We start from the raw sequence: 20,210 nt of genomic DNA, 5'->3' as shown, positions 1-20,210 counted from the left end.
GTACGCTGTGAGGGCCTCGGCAGTCGTGCGTCTATGCCTCGACCGCTTTCAGCACCACGACATGCCAACCCCTGTCCGACGAAAAGTTAGAGGAGACCGTGGCACGCCGTCCCGCCCCGATTGGTCAACCGCCCCGCACCGGAGTGGCTCACATCGTCGACTTGGTCCGTGAAACGGTTCCACCGCTACACCCCGCAGGGCTTCCGTTCGTCGGTGGTCCGCTCGCAGTTGCTGTGCTCGGCCGCCGCTCGAAGTGGGTTCGCAATGCCGGACTCGTCGCCGCCGGAGCCTGCGCCACCTTCTTCCGCCACCCATCACGGGTGCCGCCGAACCGCCCCGGAGTCGTCGTCGCTCCCGCCGACGGTCTCGTCACACTCGTCGATACTGCGGTCCCGCCGGCCGAGCTCGATCTCGGCTCCGAGCCGGTCCCGCGCGTGAGCATTTTCCTCTCGGTCCTGGACGTGCACGTACAGCGTGTTCCCGTCGGCGGCCGAGTGATGGAGGTCGTTCATCGCCGCGGCCAGTTCAAATCCGCCGATCTCGCCGAAGCAAGCGAAGTCAACGAACGCAACAGCATGCACATCAGGACCGACTCCGGTCAGGATGTCGCCGTCGTGCAGATCGCCGGCCTGATCGCGCGACGCATCATCAACAATGCCAAGGTGGGCGATACCCTCTCGATCGGCGACACGTACGGCCTGATCCGATTCGGCTCACGCGTCGACACCTACTTCCCTGCGGGCACGACGCTGCTGGTCGAGCGCGGCCAACGCGCAGTCGGTGCCGAGACGGTCCTCGCCGAGCTGTCGCAGTAGACACCGACATGATCACCAGACGCGCCAAGCCGCCTGCTGCCATCCGTCTGCTCCCGTCCGTCGTCACGATTCTCGCGCTGTGCTCCGGCCTGTCCGCGGTCAAGTTCGCCCTCGACGGTCAGCTCGGCACCGCACTCGCCATGATCGGTGCCGCCGCCATTCTCGACGCGTTGGACGGGCGAATCGCGCGTCTGCTCGACGCCACCAGCAAGATCGGTGCCGAACTGGACTCGCTGTCCGACGCCATCTCGTTCGGCGTCGCCCCGGCACTGGTCTTGTACGTGACGTTGCTCGAGGGCAGCAGCGGCGGCTGGATCGTCGCACTGGTCTATGCGGTGAGCATCGTGCTCCGGCTCGCCCGCTTCAACACCTTGCTCGACGAGGACGACACCCCCGCGTACGCCCGCGAATACTTCACCGGCGTTCCCGCACCCGCCGGGGCACTCATCGCGCTGGCCCCGATCGCCGCATTCGAGGAATTCGGCGACGGCTGGTGGGCGTCGTTCTACGTCGTCGCCGGATGGTCGATCGTCACCGCGGCTCTGATCGTCAGCCGCATCCCCACCCTCGCGCTCAAGACGGTGTCGGTCCCGCCTCGGCTGGCGGCCATCCTGCTGGTTCTGGTGGCTCTGCTCGCCGCCGCGCTCATCACCTTCCCGCTGGTTCTCCTGATGGGATTGGTGCTGGCCTACCTGGTCCACATCCCGTTCGCGGTGCGATCACAGCGCTGGACTGCCGCGCGCCCGTACACGTGGGACGCCAAGCCGGCCGAGCGCCGCGCCGAGCGACGGGCCATCCGACGCGCGCCGGGTAACAATCGGCGGTCGCAGGCACGCCTGGGACTGCGTCGGCCTCGTAGTTAGCGCCTCGCCGCTACTGTTGACCGTGTGACCGATTCTGGATCGAAGGCACCCGAGCTCGTTCTCACCGCCCGACTGAACACCTCGGCGGCCGACGCCAGACGAGGCGTCGTGCGACTGCATCCGGAGGTACTCGCCGCCCTCGGCCTGCGGGAGTGGGATGCGTTGTCGCTCATCGGTTCTCGGCGTACTGCGGCCGTCGTCGCTGCGGCTCCCGAGGGTTCGCCACAGGGCACCGCACTGCTGGACGACGTCACTCTCTCCAATGCCGGCTTGCGCGAAAATGCCACTGTCGCAGTCGCGCCCGTCACCGTCTACGGCGCCAAGACCGTCACGGTGACCGGCTCCGCGCTCGCCACCGGTTCCATCTCCGACGCCACCCTGCGCCAAGCGTTGCTCGGCAAGGTGTTGACGGTGGGCGACACGGTATCTCTGCTCCCCCGCGACCTTGGCCCCGGTACGTCGACGAGTTCGGCGACGCAGGCACTGTCGAGGACGTTCGGGGTGGCGTGGACCACCGAACTGTTGACGGTCTCGGCCGTCGACCCGTCGGGTGGGCCGGTGAGTGTTCAGCCCAACTCGGCGGTGAGTTGGGGAACCGGCACCGTGGCTGCTTCCGGTACAACACAATCCGCGTCGCATGCGCCCAGGGCTGCTCCCCCACGAGTGAGCGCTGCCGATCTGGTGGGCGTGAACGCTCAGTCCGCCAAGCTGACCGAGTGGCTGCGGTTGGCCTTGGACGAATCGGAACTGCTGGCCACACTCGGCGCGTCGCCGCATCTGGGAGTGCTGATCACCGGGCCGGGTGGGGTGGGCAAGGCCACGTTGGCCCGCGCGGTGATCGGTGAGCGGGCCTGCGTCGTACTGGACGGTCCGTCGATCGGCGCACTCGAGGCGTCCGCTCGCGTCGAGCGAGTCACTGCGGCGGTGGACGAACTCGCCGGCTCCGGGGTTCTGATGATCACCGACGTCGACGCACTGTTGCCGTCCGATCCCGAACCGGCGTCGACCTTCGTGCTCGACGTGCTGCGCCGGGCCGTCGACACTCCGGGGCTGGCGCTGATCGCGACGACCGCGCATCCCGAGGCCACCGACGCCCGACTCCGGGGCCAGGACCTGTGCGATCGCGAGCTCACGCTCACCCTGCCCGACGCCGCCGGCCGCAAGGGATTGCTCGAACACTTGCTGAAGAAGGTGCCGCAGAACGACGTCGATCTTGTCGAGATCGCTTCACGAACACCGGGTTTCGTAGTCGCAGATCTCGCTGCACTGACACGTGAGGCGGCGTTGCGTGCCGCGGCCCGCGCGTCGGATACCTCGGCCGCAGCGTCATTGACTCAGGACGATCTGGTGGGCGCTCTGCAGGTGATCCGCCCGCTGTCACGTTCGGGTAGTGAGGAGCTCGCGATCGGCAGCCTGTCCCTCGAGGACGTCGGCGACATGGTCGAGACCAAGCAGGCACTCACCGAGGCGGTGCTGTGGCCGCTTCGTCATCCGGATTCGTTCGCGCGCTTGGGAATCGAACCGCCGCGCGGTGTGCTGCTCTACGGTCCACCCGGGTGCGGCAAGACATTCCTCGTGCGCGCTCTCGCCAGCTCCGGCCAGCTCAGCGTGCACTCGGTCAAAGGCGCAGAGCTGATGGACAAGTGGGTCGGCTCCTCGGAAAAGGCTGTGCGAGAGCTCTTTCAGCGGGCCCGCGATTCTGCCCCCTCGCTCATCTTCCTCGACGAGGTCGATGCGCTCGTACCCCGGCGCGGGCAGAGCTCGGATTCGGGCGTCGGTGATCGGGTCGTGGCAGCGCTGCTGACCGAGCTCGACGGCGTCGAACCGTTGCGTGACGTGGTGGTCCTGGGAGCAACCAACCGGCCCGATCTGATCGACCCGGCTCTGCTGCGGCCCGGCCGGCTCGAGCGTCTGGTGTTCGTGCCGCCGCCGGATTCCGATGCCCGGGTGGACATTCTCAAGGCGTCGGGCAAGTCCATTCCGCTCGCCGAGGACGTGGATCTGGAATCTCTCGCCCGCGATCTCGACGGTTACTCCGCCGCCGATTGCGCGGCGCTGCTGCGCGAGGCGGCATTGACGGCGATGCGTCGGTCGATGGATGCCGCCGCCGTCACTGCTGCCGATGTCGCCACCGCTCGGGCGACGGTCAAGCCGTCACTCGATCCCGAGCAGGTGGCACATCTGCGGGCCTACGGGTCGTGAGCGGAAACTGGTAGCAGGCTACGAGTTTCCGCTCACCTGCGGCGGAGCCGCACTCACTTCCAGCGGGCGAGGACCTCTTCGGCGCGCTTGGCGAGCACCATCTGGAAGATCGGTCCGAAGCTGATGCGACCGACACCGAGGGATGCGAAGTGCGAGAGATCGCCCTCGGCGGGGTTGGCGATGGCGTTGATCGGCAGCGGGAGTTCCTCGGCCAGACGCTTGTAGTCGGCGTCGTTGTGGAAACCGACAGGGTAGAGCGAGTCGGCTCCGGCAGCGGCGGCCAGCTTCAGACGCGCGATGGCGCGGTCGACGCGATCGTTCTCGTCGCCGATCTCCTTGACGAACAGGTCGGTGCGGGCGTTGATGACCACGTGCACGTCGGTGGCGTCGGACGCCGCGCGCAGTGCTCCGACGAAGTCGGCGTGCTCCTGCGCCTCACGGAGGCGTCCGCCCTCGCTGTGGACGGTGTCCTCGATGTTGAGGCCGACGGCTCCGGCCGAGATCAGTCCGTCGATCAGGCGCTTGGGGTCCTCGCCGTAGCCGGATTCGATGTCGACCGAGAGCGGTGCGTCGACGGCTCCGGAGATCTGCGTGATGCGGGCGAGGAGTTCGTCGAAGGTGATGCCCTCGTTGTCCGGCTTGCCGATGGAGTCCGAGACCGGGTGACTGCCGACGGTCAGCGCAGTGAATCCGGCGGAGACGGCAAGGTTGGCGGACCAGGCGTCCCACACCGTCGGCAACACGACCGGGTTGCCCGGCTTGTGCAGCTCGAGCAGGGTGGTGGCTTTCTGGGACAGGTTCGTCATAAAAGACTCCTTCGCGGTGGCTGTGGAGAACGTACGTTCTCTCGACAACCAACATACGCGCTTCAGTCGATCAAATCGAGGGCTTTCATCCGGTCGAACACCATCAGCGATCCCGGCGCGACGTCGGGCATCGCGGCGTACTCGTCCCGGGTGAAGTACCTGATCTCGGCAATTTCGCTGGTCGGCGACGGTTCGCCCACCAGATCGGCCAGAAAGCAGGTGATCTCGAGCGGTGTTCCCGTCGGATGTCCCCAGGCCTCGCACTCGAACACTCCGAGGAGCCGAGCGTCGATCACTGCGACGTCCAGTTCTTCCCTGATCTCCCGGTGCAATGCCTGCTCTGCCGTCTCACCGGGGTCGATCTTGCCGCCCGCCATGTAGAACGCGGATTTGCCAACCGATCGCGCCTGGATCATTCGACGGTCCCGAACGTAGGCCAACCCGGCCGTCCGAATGAGCCTCTCACCGTTCGCGGGCACAGTTCCTCTTTCCGAGATACGTCCGATTTGTACCGCTGGGTCCGCCGTCGACCACGCAAAGTAGGATGGAATCCGACAACCGAGGTGCCACCGTTCGGTGGCCGGTTCGTTATTTCTCAAAGCCATAGGTCGAATTTCACACAGATTTCCAAAACCCTACTCATCGCCGCCCTACGACCACCGCCTCGGCCCCGCAGCCGATGCGACCCGAGACGACGGAGTGATTTTTGCTCGCCATTCTTCTTGCGCACACCGCCGCCGCGCTGCTCGCCCCGCTCCTCGTCCGGTGGTGGGGTCGCACTGCCTTCTTCCCGCTCGCACTCGTTCCCCTGCTGAGTCTGATCTGGGTGTTCGTCAACTGGAACACAGAGCAGAAGCTGAGTATCGAGTGGGTTCCCGGCCTGTCGATGGACATCGATATGCGGTTCGACTCCCTCGCCGCCATCATGTCGTTGCTGGTGCTGGGCATCGGCGCGTTGATTCTGCTCTACTGCGCCCGCTACTTCGAGGACGACGAGCCACGGCTCGGCCTGTTCGCCGCCGAAATGGTCGCGTTCTCCGGTGCCATGTTCGGCCTCATCACCAGCGACAACATGCTGGTGCTCTACATCTTCTGGGAAATCACGACGGTCCTGTCGTTCCTGCTCGTCGGCCACTACGCCGAGCGTGCCTCGAGTAGGCGCGCGGCCACGCAGGCTCTGCTCGTCACCACCGCAGGCGGGCTGGCGATGTTGGTGGGCATCATCGTCCTCGGCCAGGCCGCGGGCACGTACAACCTGTCCGAGGTCGTCACGAACGCCCCGGGCGGCTGGCTGCCCGGCGTGGCGATCGTGTTGATCCTCATCGGCGCGCTGAGCAAGTCGGCCATCGTGCCGATGCACTTCTGGCTCCCCGGAGCCATGGCCGCCCCCACACCGGTCAGCGGCTACCTGCACGCCGCGGCCATGGTGAAGGCCGGCATCTACCTGGTGGCGCGCCTCGCACCGGGTTTCGCCGACTCGGGTCCGTGGCGCGCGACCATCATCAGCTTGGGGCTGCTGTCGATGATCCTGGCCGGGTGGCGCGCGCTTCGTGCGTTCGACCTCAAGCTCATCCTGGCGTTCGGCACCGTCAGCCAACTCGGCTTCCTGATGGTGCTGGTGGGCATCGGCTCCGAAAAAGCCATGCTGGCCGGCCTGACGATGGTGATCGCGCACGCGATGTTCAAGGCAACACTGTTCATGGTCGTGGGCATCGTCGATCACACCACCGGCACGCGCGACATCCGCAAGCTCGCCCACCTGGGCAAGAAGGCCCCGTGGCTCGCCGCCATCGCAGCGCTCGCTGCCGCCAGCATGGCCGGCTTGCCCCCGATGATCGGTTTCGTCGGTAAGGAAACAGCCCTCTCGGCGGTGATCAGCACTCCGACGCTCGATCCGACCGTCGCCGCCCTCGTCGTCGCAGGCTTGGTGATCGGGTCGATTCTCACCGTCACCTACAGCATCCGATTCGTCTGGGGCGCGTTCGGCCGCAAGCAGCTCAAGCGTCCGAGTCCGTCGGTGAAGAACATGCACGCGCCGTCCGCACTGTTCCTGGCCGCGCCTGCATTCCTGGCCGTCCTCGGTGTGGTCGCGGGATTCGCGTCCTCGATCGTCGACCGCATCGTGAGCCCCTACGCACGCACCCTGCCGTCGTACGGGCAGGAGCCGTATCACCTGGCGCTCTGGCACGGGTTCAACCTGCCGCTGGCGTTGACCGTCGTCGTCGTCACCGGCGGCGTCGGGCTGTTCATCGCTCATCGTGTGGTCAACCGACTCAAGTTCGAGCACCCACCGCTCGGCAACGCCGACCGCATCTACGACAACGTACTCAAGTCCATGGACACCCTGTCCATCCGCCTCACCGGCACCACGCAGCGCGGTTCGCTCCCCCTCACCCAGGGCACCATCCTGCTGACCCTGGTGCTGCTGCCGATCATCGTGTTGCTCGTCGGGCAGAAGCCAGGCCTGGAGTACACCCTGTGGAACACCCCGCTCCAGTTGGTCATCGGCGTGATCATGATCGCGGGTGGCCTCGGCGCAACCGTCATGCGAAACCGACTGGCCAGCGTCATCCTCGTCGGACTCACCGGCTACGGCTGCGGCGTCATCTTCGCCATCCACGGTGCACCCGACCTCGCCCTGACCCAGTTCCTCGTCGAGACCCTGACCCTCGTGGTCTTCGTGCTGGTGCTGCGCAAGCTACCGGCCGAGGTCGACGATCGAGGCTCGGCCGGATCTCGCGGACCCCGCGCCGCGCTCGCCGTCGCCGTCGGCGCAACGGTCAGCGTGCTGGGCGCATTCGCGATGAACGCCCGCAGCGCAGCTCCGGTGTCGCTGCAGTTCCCCGAGGCCGCGTACGAGCTGGGCGACGGCAAGAACATCGTGAATGTGATCCTCGTCGACATCCGAGCCTGGGACACCCTCGGCGAGATCTGCGTTCTGCTCGTGGCCGCAACTGGCGTGGCCAGCCTGGTCTTCCGCAACCGGCGGTTCGGCAGCGCTCCGCGGGTGTCCGACGCCCCCGCATCGAACGCCTCCTCGTCGAACTCGGACTCCAACTACGCGGCGGAGACGACGTGGCTGTTGGGTGGCGACCTGATCGATCCGCGTCATCGGTCGCTGATTCTCGAAGTGACGACGCGGCTGATCTTCCCGACGATCATGGTGCTCTCGATCTACTTCTTCTTCTCCGGCCACAACGCCCCCGGCGGCGGTTTCGCCGGTGGCCTCACGGCCGGGTTGGCGTTGGTGCTGCGGTATCTCGCGGGCGGCCGCTACGAGCTCGGCGAGGCGGTGCCGATCGATGCCGGAAAGATCCTGGGTCTCGGGTTGATCTTCGCGGCCGGTACGGCGGTGGCGTCGATGTTCCTCGGCGCACCTGCACTGTCCTCGGCGACGTTGGAAGTGACGCTGCCGATTCTCGGTGACATCAAGCTCGTCACCGCATTGTTCTTCGACCTCGGTGTGTATCTCATCGTGGTCGGGTTGGTACTCGACGTGCTGCGCAGCCTCGGCGCACGTCTCGACGCACAGGTGGAAATGCAGAGCCAAGGCCGAGTGAGCGCCCCATGACCGCTGATCTCGGAATGCTCATAATCGTCGGCGTCCTCGTCGCCGCCGGCGTCTACCTGCTGCTCGAACGCAGCATCACCAAGATGCTGCTCGGCCTGTTGCTGTTCGGCAACGGCGTCAATCTGCTGTTGCTCACCGTCGGTGGGCCGGCCGGTACGCCGCCCATCGTGGGCCGGGACAATTCCCTGGGCCAAAGCATGGCCGATCCGTTGGCGCAGGCGATGATCCTGACGGCAATCGTCATCACCATGGGTATCGCGGCCTTCGTCCTCGCACTCGCCTACCGATCGTTCACGCTCAACACCAAGGACGACGTCGAGAACGACCCCGAGGACACCAAGGTGTCCAAGCGCCGGTCGATGGCCGAGGCACCCGACCGCGACCGCTCCGACGACCCGGTGACAGGCGAACCGAGCTTCGGCGGCGATGCATTCGACTCGAAGGGCAATCCGATTCCCCTCGAGGAGATCAGAAACCTCGAAGACCTCGAGTGCTACGAGGATCTGCACGACGGCGACTTCGACAACGACGACGACAACCCACAGCTCCGCGGGCTCGACGGTCTCGATACGGCCGAGAAGGACGACAGCCGCCCAGAGAACGGCAGCACCGAGGACCGCAGCACCGACGACACGAAGGGAGACGACAAGTGACGATCTCCCCGGGCGTGATCGATGCCCTGACTCCACTACCCGTTCTCATTCCGATGCTCGCCGCGGCCCTGACGTTGGTACTCGGCCGCAAACCCCGCGCACAGCGTTTCATCACCATCGTTGCCCTGACTGCCGTGGTCGCGATCTCGTCGATGATGCTCTACCTCGCCGATCGCGACGGCACCAGCGCACTTCAGGTCGGCGGTTGGGATTCACCGCTCGGCATTTCCCTTGTGGTGGACCGACTTTCGGCGATGATGCTCGTCGTTTCCTCGATCGTGTTGCTCGCGGTCATGGTGTACTCGATCGGTCAGGGTATCCGCGACGGCAGTGAGAATCAGCCGGTCTCGATCTTCCTGCCGACCTACCTCGCACTGACCGCGGGCGTGTGCAACGCGTTCCTGGCCGGCGACCTGTTCAATCTGTTCGTCGGCTTCGAGGTACTGCTGGCGGCCTCGTTCGTGCTCCTGACTCTGGGAGCCAGCGCCGACCGCGTGCGAGCAGGCGTCTCGTACGTGATGGTCTCGATGGTGTCCTCGCTGATCTTCCTGATCGGTATCGCCTTGGTCTACGGAGCCACCGGAACGCTGAATCTGGCACATATCGCGGTGCGGATGGACGACATCCCGTCGGGCACGAGAACCGCGATCTTCGCCGTGCTGCTGGTGGCGTTCGGCATCAAGGCCGCGGTGTTCCCGCTGTCGACATGGCTTCCCGACTCGTATCCCACCGCCCCGGCCCCGGTCACGGCAGTGTTCGCCGGCTTGCTGACGAAAGTCGGTGTGTACGCGATCATTCGCGCACACACTCTGCTGTTCCCGGACGGCTCACTCGACAACGTGCTGATGGTCTGCGCCCTGCTGACGATGCTCGTCGGCATCCTCGGCTCCATCGCACAGAGCGACATCAAACGACTGCTCTCGTTCACCCTCGTCAGCCACATCGGCTACATGATCTTCGGTGTCGCGCTGTCGACCCAATCGGGATTGTCCGGCTCGATCTACTACGTCGCGCACCACATTCTGGTGCAGACGACGCTGTTCCTCGTCGTCGGTCTGATCGAGCGCCAGGCAGGTTCGTCGTCGCTACGGCGACTCGGTGGACTGGCTGCGGCCAGCCCCGTGCTGGCGATCGTGTTCCTGGTCCCGGCCCTCAATCTCGGTGGCATTCCACCGTTCTCGGGCTTCATCGGCAAGGTCGCACTGCTGCAGGCCGGTAGTGAACAGGGCAGCGTGTTGGCCTGGCTGCTCGTCGCCGGTGGCACCGTGACCAGCCTGCTGACGCTGTACGTGGTGGCGCGCGTGTGGACCAAGGCGTTCTGGCGGGCTCGCGCCGACGCCCCCGAGGGCGATCTGGCGGACAACAGCCCGTCCGCTCTGCTCGACGACTCGTCCGACATTCAGTTCGGTGACCGCGAGGACGTCGGCCGGATGCCGGCCTTCATGTTGATCCCGACGATCGGCCTCGTCGTCGTCGGCTTGGCGATGACGGTATTCGCCGGCCGCATCATCGACATCAGCGACCGCGCCGCAGCGGACCTCCGCGATCGCTCGGTGTACATCGACGCGGTGCGCGGTGCGGAATTCGTCGGCGATCAGGCCTACGAGCAGGCTCGTGCAGACGAGGAGGGCACCCGATGAAGATGAAGATGGACCGCTCGATTCTGCTGCGCCTGTGGACCCTCGCCTGGTTGACGGCCATCTGGGTTCTGTTGTGGGGCAACGTTTCTGCCGCGAACATCCTCGGCGGTATCGCGGTGGGTCTGCTGATCATGGTGCTACTGCCGTTGCCGCGGGTGCCGGTCGAGGGCCGCATCCACGTGTTCTCGCTCGTCAAGCTTGCCGTCGTATTCCTCTACTACGCAATCGAATCCAGCGTCAGCGTCGCCTGGTTGGCGATCCGGCCGAAGGCCCCGCCGGTCACCGGAGTGCTGCGCTGCCGCATCGCGATCAAATCCGATCTGGTGCTCACCCTGTTCGTCGACGCAATGAATCTCGTGCCCGGCACCATGGTGCTCGAGATCGACCGAACTCGACGCCTGCTGTACGTGCACGTGCTGGACATGGGTACCCAGAAGGCGGTCGACGGCTTCTACGCCTACGTCCGACATCTGGAGAAGCTGTTCATCGCCGGCTTCGAGCGTGATTCCGACTGGAAGCCCAGCCCCCTGCACTACCAGGAGTACGAGCAGTACCACGGGGTGCTCGGCGACGACCCCGTCGAGGCCGATTCTGACGCTCCTCGGGACGACAAGAAGACCGACGACAAGAGGAAGGGGGACTGGTCGTGACCGTCGTACTCGCCGTAGCCGGCGTCCTCCTGATCGCCGCCGCGATCCTGACCGCGTTCCGACTGCTCGACGGCCCCAGCACACTCGACCGACTCGTCGCGATGGACACAATTCTTGCCGTCTCCATGTGCGGCCTCGCGGTATGGGCCGTCTACAGCCGCGACACCACGCTGGTACCGGCCATCGTCGCGCTGTCGCTGGTCAGCTTCGTCGGATCGGTCAGCATCGCACGATTCAGGGTGAGGGACGAATGAGCACCGTTGCGCAGGTCATTGCATCCATCTTCATTCTGTTGGGGGCGCTACTGGCGTTCACTGCCGCCGTGGGCATCGTGCGCTTCCCCGATACTCTCTCGCGGATGCACGCGGCCACCAAGCCGCAGGTGGTCGGTCTGATCATGGTGTTGATCGGGGCAATCATCAGCCTGCGCGGAAACGTCGACATCTGGATGCTCGTGCTGGTGGGTATTTTCACCCTGGTGACCGCTCCGGTGATCGCTCATACGGTCGGCCGCGTGGCCTACCGAGAGCAGCGGGGCCGCGACGGCCTGCTGATCGTCAACGAGATGGAACCGGACGAGTCCGATCGGTAGCTCTGGGCGAATCGGCGAAGAACACCGCGTGGAAGCCGAACGCCATGGCTGCCAGTACGCCGAGAACGAGCGGCCCGAACACCTGAGGGTGTGACGCGAATGCGGCGGCCAGGTAGCGGTAGCTCACCAACAGCGCAGCCATCGCGGCGCAGCCGTAGGCCACCAACGTGATTCGGGCCCGATCCCAGCCGCGCTCGGGGTCACGGAGGACGGATTCGAGGGTCAGGCACAGCACTGCACCGGCCACCAGATCGACGCCGTAGTGGTATCCGAATCCGAGAGTGGCCGCGAGCGTACCGAGCAACCACAGGGTGCCGCCGGCGCGCAGCCACCAGGGGCCGCGTCGGGAATGGATGAAGATGCTCAGCGCCCATGCGGTGTGCAGGCTCGGCATGCAGTTTCTCGGAGTCTCCGAGTCGAACGGAATCTCGCCGAGCGCGCCCGAGAGCGGCATGACCTGCGACGGCCACGAATCGAACGCGAACATCGGACCCACCACCGGGAACAGCAGATAGAACACCGGTCCGACGAGTCCGATGAGCAGGAACGTGCGGAACAGGAAGTGCCTCGGCCAGGCTGCACCCGCGGCCACTCCGCGTAGCTGGTACAGCGCAACGACGATCGCCGCGACGGGTAGCTGGATGTAGATCCAGTGCAGCGTTCCTTCGGCGACCGGGCCGAGGCGGTCCAGGATGTTGCCCAGCACCCAGGACGGATTCCCCAGCGCATGATCGGCGGCGTATGCGTATTCGTCCAGAACGTAGGGCCGGGCGACGGTGGTGATGTGCAACCAGGCGTCGCCCGCCTTGGTCGCGAGCAACAGCAGTGCTCCCAGAGCAACACCGCGCATCGCCCGAGTGTCCCCCCGACGGGCGACGTAGACCCCGAGCCCGACCAACACGAGGGACGGGCCGTTGCCGACCGTCAGGGTGGCGTCGAAACCGAATCGGACACCGAGCACAGCAGCATCGATCAGCGCTGCGATGGCCAGGGTGCGCAGACGGAGAGCAGTGTTCAGTCCTACAGTGGCCAGGACCAGCGCCGCCGACGGCAGCGACATCGACTTCGGTGTGCCGAACAGGTCGTTCCACACGCTCGGCAGCGGGCCGGGAAAGTTCCAGACCGTCGCGATGATCTGCAGCAGCACCAGGAACGCGGCAACGAGGGCAGCGCCGACGATCAGGGGACGAACAGAGTTCTCACGTGTCGAATCGACCTCGACGGTCCCGACGTCCCCCTGCAGCACGCCGTTGATCGTAAACGGTGAGTGAACACAAAGTTAAATACAAACGGTCACGATTGGAGCTCGGTGACCAACGACTCCACGACGGCTCGCAGATCTCCGCCGGACTGCGCAGCCACCGCACGCTGGCGTTGGTACGACGCCCCGCGCCGGGGAATGTCGGCCACCGCGGCCAACTCGTCGACGCAGTTCAACCGCACGGCCGTCGGCGTCAACTTCTCGAGCAGGTCGTGCAAATCGTCGGTGACCAGGCGTTCGTTGCTGCTCGAGTCCAGGATGATCTCGGCATCGAGGCCGTATCGGGCCGCTCGCCACTTGTTCTCCTGCACGTGCCACGGCGGGATGGACGGCAGTGTCTCCCCCGCTTCGAGTCGCTCGTCGAGGTGGACGATGAGGCAGTGTGTCAACGCGACGAGGGCCGCCAACTCCCGCTTGCTCGACGCCCCGTCGCACACTCGAACCTCGATGGTTCCCCACTTCGGTGCCGGCCGGATGTCCCAGTGCATGCCGCCGAGTTGCTCGATGACGCCGGTCTTGAGCTGATCGCGAACGAATCCCTCGAACTGCGACCAGTCCTCGAACTGGAACGGCAGACCGGCTGTCGGAAGTTGCTGGAACATCAGCGCACGATTGCTGGCGTATCCGGTGTCGTTGCCGGCCCAGATCGGCGAGGAGGCGGACAACGCCAACAGGTGCGGGTATTGCAAGAGCAGTGAGTTCAGAATGGGAAAGACCTTGTGGGGCGACGAGACTCCCACGTGCACGTGCACTCCCCAGATCAGCATCTGCCGACCCCACCACTGGGTGCGCGCGATCAGCTCGTCGTAGCTCGGCGAGCTGGTGAGCTGCTGAGTGGACCATTCGGCAAACGGATGCGTGCCCGCCGAGAACAGGTCTATTCCGAGTGGATCCGCGGCGCGGCGCACCAGGTCCAACGAGCCGCCGAGGTCCTCCATGGCCTCCCCGACGTTCTCGCACACTCCGGTGACGAGCTCGACGGTGTTGCGCAGTAATTCCTTCGTCACCCGAGGGGTGTCCCCGGCGATATCGCGCACGCCGTCCATGACCGCTTCGGCGGAGTTGACCAGATCTCGCGTGTTCTTGTCGACCAGTGCGATCTCCCACTCGACGCCGAGCGTCGGGCGAGGTGAACTCGCGAAGTCGATCCGGGGAGCGCTCAAACTACTGCAGTACCGCGCACGCAGCCCGAGCACCGGCGTCGCCGGTCATCAGGGTCGTCATGTCCGGCACCGCGGCACCGTCGGGAAGTGTGTACCGCGGCGGAATGTTCGCGAAGTTGTCGGCACCCTCGTGCACGATCACCGAGGTTCCCGCACCGCCGGCGCGCAGATCGTCGAGCGTGATCGTGTCGGTGGTGGTGACGAGACGTCCGGTGCCGTCCTCGCCGACCTGGATGGACGTCAGATCACCACTGGCCGGATGCTCGGTGCGGCCGTCGACCTGCAGGTGACCGCCCGCAGACAGGAACGCGCCCGGTTCCCCGCCGGTGGGTGCCACGGAGTTCGGCTCGCAGGCGGCCACGGTGTGAACGTGGAAGCCGTGGAATCCGGGAGTCATGTTCTCGACCTCGGCGGTGACGGTGAGCTTCTCACCCTCGGCCGCGAACGTCACTGTGCCCACCTCGGCACCGGAAGCGTTGCGGAGGGTGCCCTCGATGGTCTCCTCGGAGCCCGACCCGGACTCGGCCCGGCCGTCGCCTGCCGTAGCGGCCGCCGACGGATCGGACTCGCCGGTCCAGACCGGCGGAACTGTGCCGGGGGTATCGGACGCAACCTCGCCGTTGCTGCAGGCAGAGAGACCGAGCGCTGCGATCGCGAGGACCGGCACCGCGTAACGCAACGATCGGGTCGCAGCAGTGCGTCGCTTGAACATGTCCATCGGAAATCGCTCCTCTTTCAGGCAGTTTCGCCGGGCTCGAAAATAATAACGTGCCGCCCGATTCGACCGAACCGGGCACGTCGTCGATGTGGTTAACTCTCGGGTCTGAATAACCTATTGCGTCACGATGACGACGACGCCGACCGTGGATTCGAGCGAGGTCGGTTTGGGCTCGGCCGGAACACCGAGTTCCGTGGCGATCGACTGCGCAGCTTGTTCCTCACCTGCAGCAGTTCCGTAGTACACCGCCGTCTGGGCGAACTGGGCCTCGCTGAAGTTGCCTGTCTCGGCGACGTTCCACCCGCCGGCGGTCAACGTGCTCGCTGTGCCGGCCGCGAGACCGGAGACGTTGGAATTGTTGAGAACCCGCACTTCGACGTCGGCGGAAGTACCCGAGGTGGTGGGGGCCGCGGAGCTGGTCGACGCGTCACCTGCCGGTACCTGCGCTGCGGGGGCCTGCGTGGTCGGTGCGACCGCAGCCGGCGCGCTCGTCGTCTCGGAAGCGGAGGGCTCGGCGGCCGCTTCGTCGGAATCGGAACCGGTGAGCGAGAGTGCACCGATCGCCGCGAACAGGATCGCGAGCGAAATCAACACCATGGCCAGAGCGCGGAGTGGTGGCCCGGTCTGTTCCGGGTTGGGGCTGCTCACGTACTCGACCCTAGCCGACCGTCGACGGCGACTCGGAACACGCCGATAGTCGGACCTGCTCAGACGTCGAAACCGAGCCGACGTGCCGCGCGAGCCTTCTGCCTGCTCGCCCGCAGGCGGCGCAGGCGCTTGACCAGCATCGGATCCGCGGCGAGCGACTCCGGCCGATCGACCAATGCGTTCAAAATCTGGTAGTAGCGGGTGGCCGACATGGAGAAGAGTTCCTTGATGGCCTCTTCCTTCGCACCGGCGTACTTCCACCACTGCCGCTCGAAGGACAGGATGTCGTGCTCTCGTCGACTCAGGCCGTCTGCACCGACTTCGTTCGGATCCTGCGAGCCGTCCGAACTTCCCGGTTGCTGAGCCTGGTTCGAGTCACGCGCTGCTGCGCCGTCCATCCCACTCCTCGACTTCTCGACTCCCTGGACCTGTGCGATCACCAACTCGTGAGACCACAGACCCTGGGGAAATCTGCTTCCCCCAGTACTGCCGGCACCCGTACGCGCACCGACCGAATTACACAGTTGTATTTCGAGAATCATTCAACCATGCTCGACGCCCGAGGCACGGCTCCCGCGAGGTACCGGCGCGTGGCGTGTTCGACGAAGACCGGCAGCGCAAGAGACCACACGCACCACCCTCTATCCTTGTCGACCATGGCAATTCTTCCCATCCGGATCGTCGGCGATCCGGTGCTCCACACCGCAACCGCTCCCGTCACCGAGTCACCCGCCGAGCTGGCCGAGCTGATCGCCGACATGTACGAGACCCTGGCCGCCGCGAACGGCGTCGGTCTCGCGGCCAACCAGGTGGGCGTCGGCAAACGTCTGTTCATCTACGACTGCCCCGACCAAGGTGCGGACGGCAAGGTCTTCCGGCGACGCGGGGAGGTCGTCAACCCCGTCCTCGAGACGTCCGAGATTCCCGAGACGATGCCCGATCCCGATGACGACGACGAGGGCTGCCTGTCGGTTCCCGGCGAGCAGCACCCCACCGGCCGCGCCGACTGGGCTCGGGTGACCGGCACCGACGCGAAGGGCGATCCCGTCGACATCGAGGGCCGAGGCTTCTTCGCTCGGATGCTCCAACACGAAGTGGGCCATCTCGACGGTTTCCTCTACACCGATGTACTCATCGGACGACACGCACGGGCGGCCAAGAAGGCCATCAAGCGCGCCGGCTGGGGCGTGCCGGGGCTGAGCTGGACGCCCGGCACCGTCGACGATCCGTTCGGGCACGACGACGAAGACGAAGACTGACCGACCCGATGATCGTCGACCAGTGAGCATTCCGGTGGGTACCCGGGTGATGCTCCGTTATCGGCTGCCGCCCGGGCACACCCATCCGATGACGGACGTGATCGGTGAGCTGGTGACGCTCGACGCCGATGCCGTCTCGGTCCGCGGCCGGGACGGATCGTTGGTGCAGGTTGCCGCCGAGCGCGTCGTAGCCTTGAAACCGTTGGGCCCGAAGCCGATTCGGACGTCGGAGATCAGGGCACTCGAAGCTGCCGCTGCCGACGGATGGCCGGGCGTCGAGCGAGAATGGATCGACGGTTGGCAGCTGCGCTTCGGTCACGGTTTCACCGGTCGCGCCAATTCGGCGGCACCGCTCGAGCCCGGTGCGTCGACGACGCCCGAGACGCTGGCGAGAATCTGCGATCGATACACAGCACGGGGATTGACGCCGACGCTGTCGCTACCCGATCGTCTCGGCACCGCTCCGGCCGGGTGGACGTCGTACAACGAGAGTGCCGTCATAGCGGCGGACATCTCGAATCTTGTTCTGCGCGAGGGCGACTCGGCCATCACCGTCACGGCGGAGCCGACCGCCGGCTGGTTGACGTCACTGCACTACCAGGGCCGTGCGGCACCTCGCGGCGCTGCAGAAGTGGCGTCGGCGATCCACGAGGGCACCCTCGGGTTCGGCATGCTCGGGGCCGGCGAAGTCGGATCAGGCACGATCGCAGTCGGGCGAGCGGCCGTCACCACCGCCCCGGACGGTCGTCGCTGGGTGGGGCTGACCTCGCTCTGGGTCTCTCCCGAGCATCGCCGCAACGGTCTGGGCACATTGATGTGCGGCGAATTGGTGCGGTGGGGACGCGAGCGCGGCGCAACCCACGCGTACCTGCAGGTGGCCGTCGACAACACCGTCGCGCTCGCCCTGTACCGAGACCTGGGCTTCGTCGACCATCATCACTATCGCTACGCGCGACCGGATTCGTGATGACGCGATCGGATGAACACCCTGTCGGAGGGGTTCTATAGGGTTCCTTCCCGTGCGCTTGGCTACTTGGAACGTGAACTCCGTCCGCTCTCGTCAGGATCGAATCGTCGATTGGCTGGAGCGATCCGATGTCGATGTATTGGCAATGCAGGAAACCAAGTGCAAGGACGCACAGTTTCCGTACGAGCGTTTCACCGATATCGGGTACGAGGTGGCCCACGTCGGACTGAGTCAGTGGAACGGCGTCGCGATCGCGTCCAGGGTCGGTCTCGACGACGTTCAGATCGGGTTCGAGGATCAGCCCGGCTTCAGCAAGGATCCCGAGATCGATCCCGCGCAGGAAGCCCGCGCCATCGGAGCCACGTGCAACGGGGTCCGCGTCTGGAGCCTCTACGTGCCGAACGGCCGCGAGCTCGCCGACCCGCACTACACCTACAAACTCGAATGGCTCGCCGCACTGAAGGCCGACGCTCAGGCGTGGGTTGCGGCCGATCCGCAGGCCCAGATCGCGCTCGTGGGCGACTGGAACATCGCGCCCACCGACGACGACGTCTGGGATCCTGCACTGTTCGAGGGCAAGACCCACACCTCCCAGGCCGAGCGCGATGCGTTCGCCGCGTTCGCCGACGCCGGATTCACCGAGGTGACGCGGCAGTTCACCCCCGAGCCCAGAACGTATACCTACTGGGATTACACGCAGCTGCGGTTTCCGAAGAAGCAAGGCCTACGCATCGACATGGCGCTGACCTCGCCTGCACTGTCGGCCCGAGTGACCGGCGCGTCGATCGACCGCGCGGAACGCAAGGGCAAGGGAGCCAGCGATCACGCGCCGGTGATCGTCGAGATCGGCTGAGCAGGCCGGACCGAACTGCCGGCCACTGCTCGCGCGGCGATGATCGCTCCCACGGCGATCAGGATTCCGTGGGCGATCCGCACGGCCGGCGGGGTGTAGAACTGCGGGAGGAACAGCACGTATCCGGCGGCCAGCACCATCGCATAGCGGTTCCGTAGAGCGAACAGCACCAGCCCGACGGCAATCGAGACGAGCCCGAGAGCGAACATCGTCGACTGCACGAGCGAGTAGCGAATCGGATCGGCAAGATCGATCAGGCCGGGGTTCGAGTTCGCTGCGGCGTCGACACCCAGGGCATGCAGCGCGAATGTCTCTGCGCCGTAGTACGGCAGAACCAGCCCGACGCCGATCCAAGTGGTGACCACTGCGGGATCGGACCGCCTACCTCCGTAGAGCACGGCCAGTCCGAGCGCAATGAAGCCGAGCATCGCGAAGGTGTGGGCCAGCACCCAGCTCGTGGATGCGAAGGCGTCCGCCCCTGCACTGCCCACCTCATCCGAGTAGGGCCGCAATGCGGGGTAGAGGGCGAACATGAGGCCGACGAAGAGGTACAGAGCTGCACGCATCGGGAGTACCAACCTTTCGAGAGCGGCGCTCTCTACAGGAAGCAGTATTCACCTTGGATGCGCTCCAAGCAAGAGCAGTGCTCTCTACTCGGCGATCAGGTCCAGGAATTCCTCGTGCTGCGCCAGGTAGCGCCGGACGTACGTGCAAATCGGGACGATGCGCCATTGACGATCGCGCGCAGTGTTGAGCGAAGCTCGCACCAGCACACCCGCCCAACCGCGATCGCCGTACTCCTCTTTGACGACCGTGTGCATCAGCGCGACGACGCAGCCGTCGCCCGCATCCCCGTCACCGAAGCGGTAGCCGAGGATGCCGACGAGCTCGTCGTCGACGAAGAGATCGAATCTGCTGTGATCGACGTCGTCCTCGATGCGGACGACGGGTCGCTCGACGGGTGCCGCCTGGATCGAGCGACGAGAGATGATGTGACTCATGTCACTTATGAGACCAGTGTTGCTCGTGTGACGCGAGGCGAGTGCCTCGATCGTCGCCGAGTCGAGTCCCGAATGTGACCAGCCCTACCGCGACCGGCAACGATCCCAGCAGCGGTCAGAGGGCGACGAGCATGTCGTTGTATTCCGGGTTCGCCGCGGCGAATCGCTGCACGTAGGTGCAGACCGGCCTGACCTTCCAACCGTAGGAACGTGCGCTGTCCAGCGCGCGCCGTACCAAGATTCCGGCCAAGCCCTGATGACCGAAGTCCTCGGTGACGACGGTATGCATGAAGGACACGACGTGCGTGCGCGTTGCGCGCGTGCCGCTTCCCTCCACCTCGAAGAATCCGACGATCCCGACGAGATCGCCGTTCAATCGAAGCTCGAACCGGTTCTGATCTTTGTTGATCGAGACATCAGCGCTAGGAGAACTCGCAAGCATGGGACGCCTCCTTCGCTGTGTATGGGGTGGTGAACGAGTGAATCGAATGTGACGTGCACCACTATTAAACATGCGCGCGGTGGCTCTGTCACCTTTTCTACCAACA

At 65.6% G+C, this 20,210-nt stretch carries 22 protein-coding genes; 12 read left to right on the top strand and 10 right to left on the bottom strand.

Annotation, left to right across the window (positions count from 1 at the left end):
- Positions 1 to 98: 98 nt before the first annotated feature.
- From CH286_RS13415 to CH286_RS13405, 3 genes are read left to right on the top strand one after another with little or no spacing between them, the layout of a single operon-like run.
- Complete coding sequence (locus CH286_RS13415) at positions 99 to 815, top strand: phosphatidylserine decarboxylase (RefSeq protein ID WP_032401775.1); 717 nt, start codon at positions 99 to 101, stop codon at positions 813 to 815.
- Between the two features lie 8 nt (positions 816 to 823).
- Positions 824 to 1,678, top strand: a complete 855-nt coding sequence (pssA, locus tag CH286_RS13410; RefSeq protein ID WP_032380268.1) for a CDP-diacylglycerol--serine O-phosphatidyltransferase — start codon at positions 824 to 826, stop codon at positions 1,676 to 1,678.
- A 24-nt stretch (positions 1,679 to 1,702) separates the two neighbouring features.
- Positions 1,703 to 3,880 carry an AAA family ATPase gene (locus CH286_RS13405; RefSeq protein WP_094609447.1) on the top strand — a complete coding sequence of 726 codons (2,178 nt, stop codon included), beginning with the start codon at positions 1,703 to 1,705 and terminating at the stop codon, positions 3,878 to 3,880.
- Between the two features lie 53 nt (positions 3,881 to 3,933).
- On the opposite strand, the gene CH286_RS13400 is transcribed toward CH286_RS13405, so the two are convergent.
- The gene (locus CH286_RS13400; RefSeq protein ID WP_037148829.1) at positions 3,934 to 4,686 is read right to left on the bottom strand and encodes an isocitrate lyase/PEP mutase family protein; all 753 of its coding nucleotides are present in this window, start codon (positions 4,684 to 4,686) and stop codon (positions 3,934 to 3,936) included.
- 62 nt (positions 4,687 to 4,748) lie between these two features.
- Complete coding sequence (locus CH286_RS13395; RefSeq protein WP_032380767.1) at positions 4,749 to 5,102, bottom strand: NUDIX hydrolase; 354 nt, start codon at positions 5,100 to 5,102, stop codon at positions 4,749 to 4,751.
- A 290-nt stretch (positions 5,103 to 5,392) separates the two neighbouring features.
- Here CH286_RS13395 and CH286_RS13390 point away from each other — a divergent pair, with 290 nt between their 5' ends.
- Genes CH286_RS13390 through mnhG form a run of 6 tightly spaced genes read left to right on the top strand, consistent with a single transcriptional unit; the run spans position 5,393 to position 11,792 of the window.
- Entirely contained in the window at positions 5,393 to 8,257 is a 2,865-nt protein-coding gene (locus tag CH286_RS13390; protein WP_032401772.1) for a Na+/H+ antiporter subunit A, read from the top strand.
- Positions 8,254 to 8,910 (top strand): Na(+)/H(+) antiporter subunit C, encoded by a 657-nt coding sequence (locus CH286_RS13385; protein WP_037148830.1) that lies wholly within the window; start codon positions 8,254 to 8,256, stop codon positions 8,908 to 8,910. The genes CH286_RS13390 and CH286_RS13385 overlap by 4 nt, the downstream gene beginning before the upstream one ends.
- Complete coding sequence (locus CH286_RS13380; RefSeq protein ID WP_032401770.1) at positions 8,907 to 10,550, top strand: Na+/H+ antiporter subunit D; 1,644 nt, start codon at positions 8,907 to 8,909, stop codon at positions 10,548 to 10,550. Before CH286_RS13385 ends, CH286_RS13380 begins: the two co-directional genes overlap by 4 nt.
- Positions 10,551 to 10,558: 8 nt before the next feature.
- The gene (locus CH286_RS13375) at positions 10,559 to 11,200 is read left to right on the top strand and encodes a Na+/H+ antiporter subunit E (RefSeq protein WP_329955168.1); all 642 of its coding nucleotides are present in this window, start codon (positions 10,559 to 10,561) and stop codon (positions 11,198 to 11,200) included.
- Complete coding sequence (locus CH286_RS13370) at positions 11,197 to 11,454, top strand: monovalent cation/H+ antiporter complex subunit F (RefSeq protein WP_032380262.1); 258 nt, start codon at positions 11,197 to 11,199, stop codon at positions 11,452 to 11,454. The genes CH286_RS13375 and CH286_RS13370 overlap by 4 nt, the downstream gene beginning before the upstream one ends.
- Positions 11,451 to 11,792 carry a monovalent cation/H(+) antiporter subunit G gene (gene mnhG, locus CH286_RS13365; protein ID WP_032380261.1) on the top strand — a complete coding sequence of 114 codons (342 nt, stop codon included), beginning with the start codon at positions 11,451 to 11,453 and terminating at the stop codon, positions 11,790 to 11,792. Before CH286_RS13370 ends, mnhG begins: the two co-directional genes overlap by 4 nt.
- Here the strand turns inward: mnhG and CH286_RS13360 are convergent.
- From CH286_RS13360 to CH286_RS13340, 5 genes are all read right to left on the bottom strand, one after another.
- Positions 11,758 to 13,047 carry a phosphatase PAP2 family protein gene (locus CH286_RS13360; protein ID WP_094609446.1) on the bottom strand — a complete coding sequence of 430 codons (1,290 nt, stop codon included), beginning with the start codon at positions 13,045 to 13,047 and terminating at the stop codon, positions 11,758 to 11,760. The genes mnhG and CH286_RS13360 overlap by 35 nt on opposite strands.
- A 38-nt stretch (positions 13,048 to 13,085) precedes the next feature.
- Entirely contained in the window at positions 13,086 to 14,216 is a 1,131-nt protein-coding gene (locus tag CH286_RS13355) for a glutamate--cysteine ligase (protein WP_230592342.1), read from the bottom strand.
- Between the two features lies 1 nt (position 14,217).
- Positions 14,218 to 14,934, bottom strand: coding sequence for a superoxide dismutase[Cu-Zn] (sodC, locus tag CH286_RS13350; RefSeq protein ID WP_037171999.1), 717 nt, complete (start codon positions 14,932 to 14,934; stop codon positions 14,218 to 14,220).
- Positions 14,935 to 15,048: 114 nt separating this feature from the next.
- Positions 15,049 to 15,582: a LytR C-terminal domain-containing protein gene (locus CH286_RS13345; RefSeq protein WP_242640212.1), complete on the bottom strand. Its 534-nt coding sequence runs from the start codon at positions 15,580 to 15,582 to the stop codon at positions 15,049 to 15,051.
- Positions 15,583 to 15,641: 59 nt separating this feature from the next.
- A complete protein-coding gene (locus CH286_RS13340; protein ID WP_032380761.1) occupies positions 15,642 to 15,980 on the bottom strand; it encodes a DUF3263 domain-containing protein in 339 nt (112 codons plus the stop codon).
- 258 nt (positions 15,981 to 16,238) lie between these two features.
- Between CH286_RS13340 and CH286_RS13335 the strand changes: the two genes are divergently transcribed.
- The 3 genes from CH286_RS13335 to CH286_RS13325 are packed head-to-tail and all read left to right on the top strand — an operon-like array spanning position 16,239 to position 18,661.
- Positions 16,239 to 16,841 carry a peptide deformylase gene (locus tag CH286_RS13335; RefSeq protein ID WP_032401768.1) on the top strand — a complete coding sequence of 201 codons (603 nt, stop codon included), beginning with the start codon at positions 16,239 to 16,241 and terminating at the stop codon, positions 16,839 to 16,841.
- A gap of 49 nt (positions 16,842 to 16,890) precedes the next feature.
- Complete coding sequence (locus CH286_RS13330) at positions 16,891 to 17,808, top strand: N-acetylglutamate synthase, CG3035 family (RefSeq protein WP_094609612.1); 918 nt, start codon at positions 16,891 to 16,893, stop codon at positions 17,806 to 17,808.
- A 52-nt stretch (positions 17,809 to 17,860) separates the two neighbouring features.
- Positions 17,861 to 18,661 carry an exodeoxyribonuclease III gene (locus CH286_RS13325; RefSeq protein ID WP_094609445.1) on the top strand — a complete coding sequence of 267 codons (801 nt, stop codon included), beginning with the start codon at positions 17,861 to 17,863 and terminating at the stop codon, positions 18,659 to 18,661.
- Here CH286_RS13325 and CH286_RS13320 read toward each other — a convergent pair.
- From CH286_RS13320 to CH286_RS13310, 3 genes are all read right to left on the bottom strand, one after another.
- Positions 18,631 to 19,227 carry a hypothetical protein gene (locus tag CH286_RS13320; protein WP_094609444.1) on the bottom strand — a complete coding sequence of 199 codons (597 nt, stop codon included), beginning with the start codon at positions 19,225 to 19,227 and terminating at the stop codon, positions 18,631 to 18,633. The two genes, CH286_RS13325 and CH286_RS13320, sit on opposite strands and share 31 nt — an antisense overlap.
- An 84-nt stretch (positions 19,228 to 19,311) precedes the next feature.
- Complete coding sequence (locus CH286_RS13315; protein WP_094609443.1) at positions 19,312 to 19,662, bottom strand: GNAT family N-acetyltransferase; 351 nt, start codon at positions 19,660 to 19,662, stop codon at positions 19,312 to 19,314.
- A gap of 115 nt (positions 19,663 to 19,777) precedes the next feature.
- The gene (locus tag CH286_RS13310) at positions 19,778 to 20,104 is read right to left on the bottom strand and encodes a GNAT family N-acetyltransferase (RefSeq protein ID WP_094609442.1); all 327 of its coding nucleotides are present in this window, start codon (positions 20,102 to 20,104) and stop codon (positions 19,778 to 19,780) included.
- Positions 20,105 to 20,210: the final 106 nt, after the last annotated feature.

This window comes from Rhodococcus sp. WWJCD1 (assembly GCF_002258735.1).
Taxonomy (GTDB): Bacteria; Actinomycetota; Actinomycetes; order Mycobacteriales; family Mycobacteriaceae; genus Rhodococcoides.
The sequence above is the reverse complement of the archived record's forward strand: the minus strand, read 5'-3'. Positions and strand labels throughout refer to the sequence as shown.

What these genes read in the sequence shown, in the direction of transcription:
- pssA (WP_032380268.1), top strand. Translation starts at nt 824, where the DNA reads ATGATCACCAGACGCGCCAAGCCGCCTGCTGCCATCCGTCTGCTCCCG.
- CH286_RS13400 (WP_037148829.1), bottom strand. Translation starts at nt 4,686, where the DNA reads ATGACGAACCTGTCCCAGAAAGCCACCACCCTGCTCGAGCTGCACAAG.
- CH286_RS13395 (WP_032380767.1), bottom strand. Translation starts at nt 5,102, where the DNA reads ATGATCCAGGCGCGATCGGTTGGCAAATCCGCGTTCTACATGGCGGGC.
- CH286_RS13385 (WP_037148830.1), top strand. Translation starts at nt 8,254, where the DNA reads ATGACCGCTGATCTCGGAATGCTCATAATCGTCGGCGTCCTCGTCGCC.
- CH286_RS13375 (WP_329955168.1), top strand. Translation starts at nt 10,559, where the DNA reads ATGGACCGCTCGATTCTGCTGCGCCTGTGGACCCTCGCCTGGTTGACG.
- mnhG (WP_032380261.1), top strand. Translation starts at nt 11,451, where the DNA reads ATGAGCACCGTTGCGCAGGTCATTGCATCCATCTTCATTCTGTTGGGG.
- sodC (WP_037171999.1), bottom strand. Translation starts at nt 14,934, where the DNA reads ATGGACATGTTCAAGCGACGCACTGCTGCGACCCGATCGTTGCGTTAC.
- CH286_RS13340 (WP_032380761.1), bottom strand. Translation starts at nt 15,980, where the DNA reads ATGGACGGCGCAGCAGCGCGTGACTCGAACCAGGCTCAGCAACCGGGA.
- CH286_RS13335 (WP_032401768.1), top strand. Translation starts at nt 16,239, where the DNA reads ATGGCAATTCTTCCCATCCGGATCGTCGGCGATCCGGTGCTCCACACC.
- CH286_RS13330 (WP_094609612.1), top strand. Translation starts at nt 16,891, where the DNA reads ATGCTCCGTTATCGGCTGCCGCCCGGGCACACCCATCCGATGACGGAC.
- CH286_RS13320 (WP_094609444.1), bottom strand. Translation starts at nt 19,227, where the DNA reads ATGCGTGCAGCTCTGTACCTCTTCGTCGGCCTCATGTTCGCCCTCTAC.
- CH286_RS13315 (WP_094609443.1), bottom strand. Translation starts at nt 19,662, where the DNA reads ATGAGTCACATCATCTCTCGTCGCTCGATCCAGGCGGCACCCGTCGAG.
- CH286_RS13310 (WP_094609442.1), bottom strand. Translation starts at nt 20,104, where the DNA reads ATGCTTGCGAGTTCTCCTAGCGCTGATGTCTCGATCAACAAAGATCAG.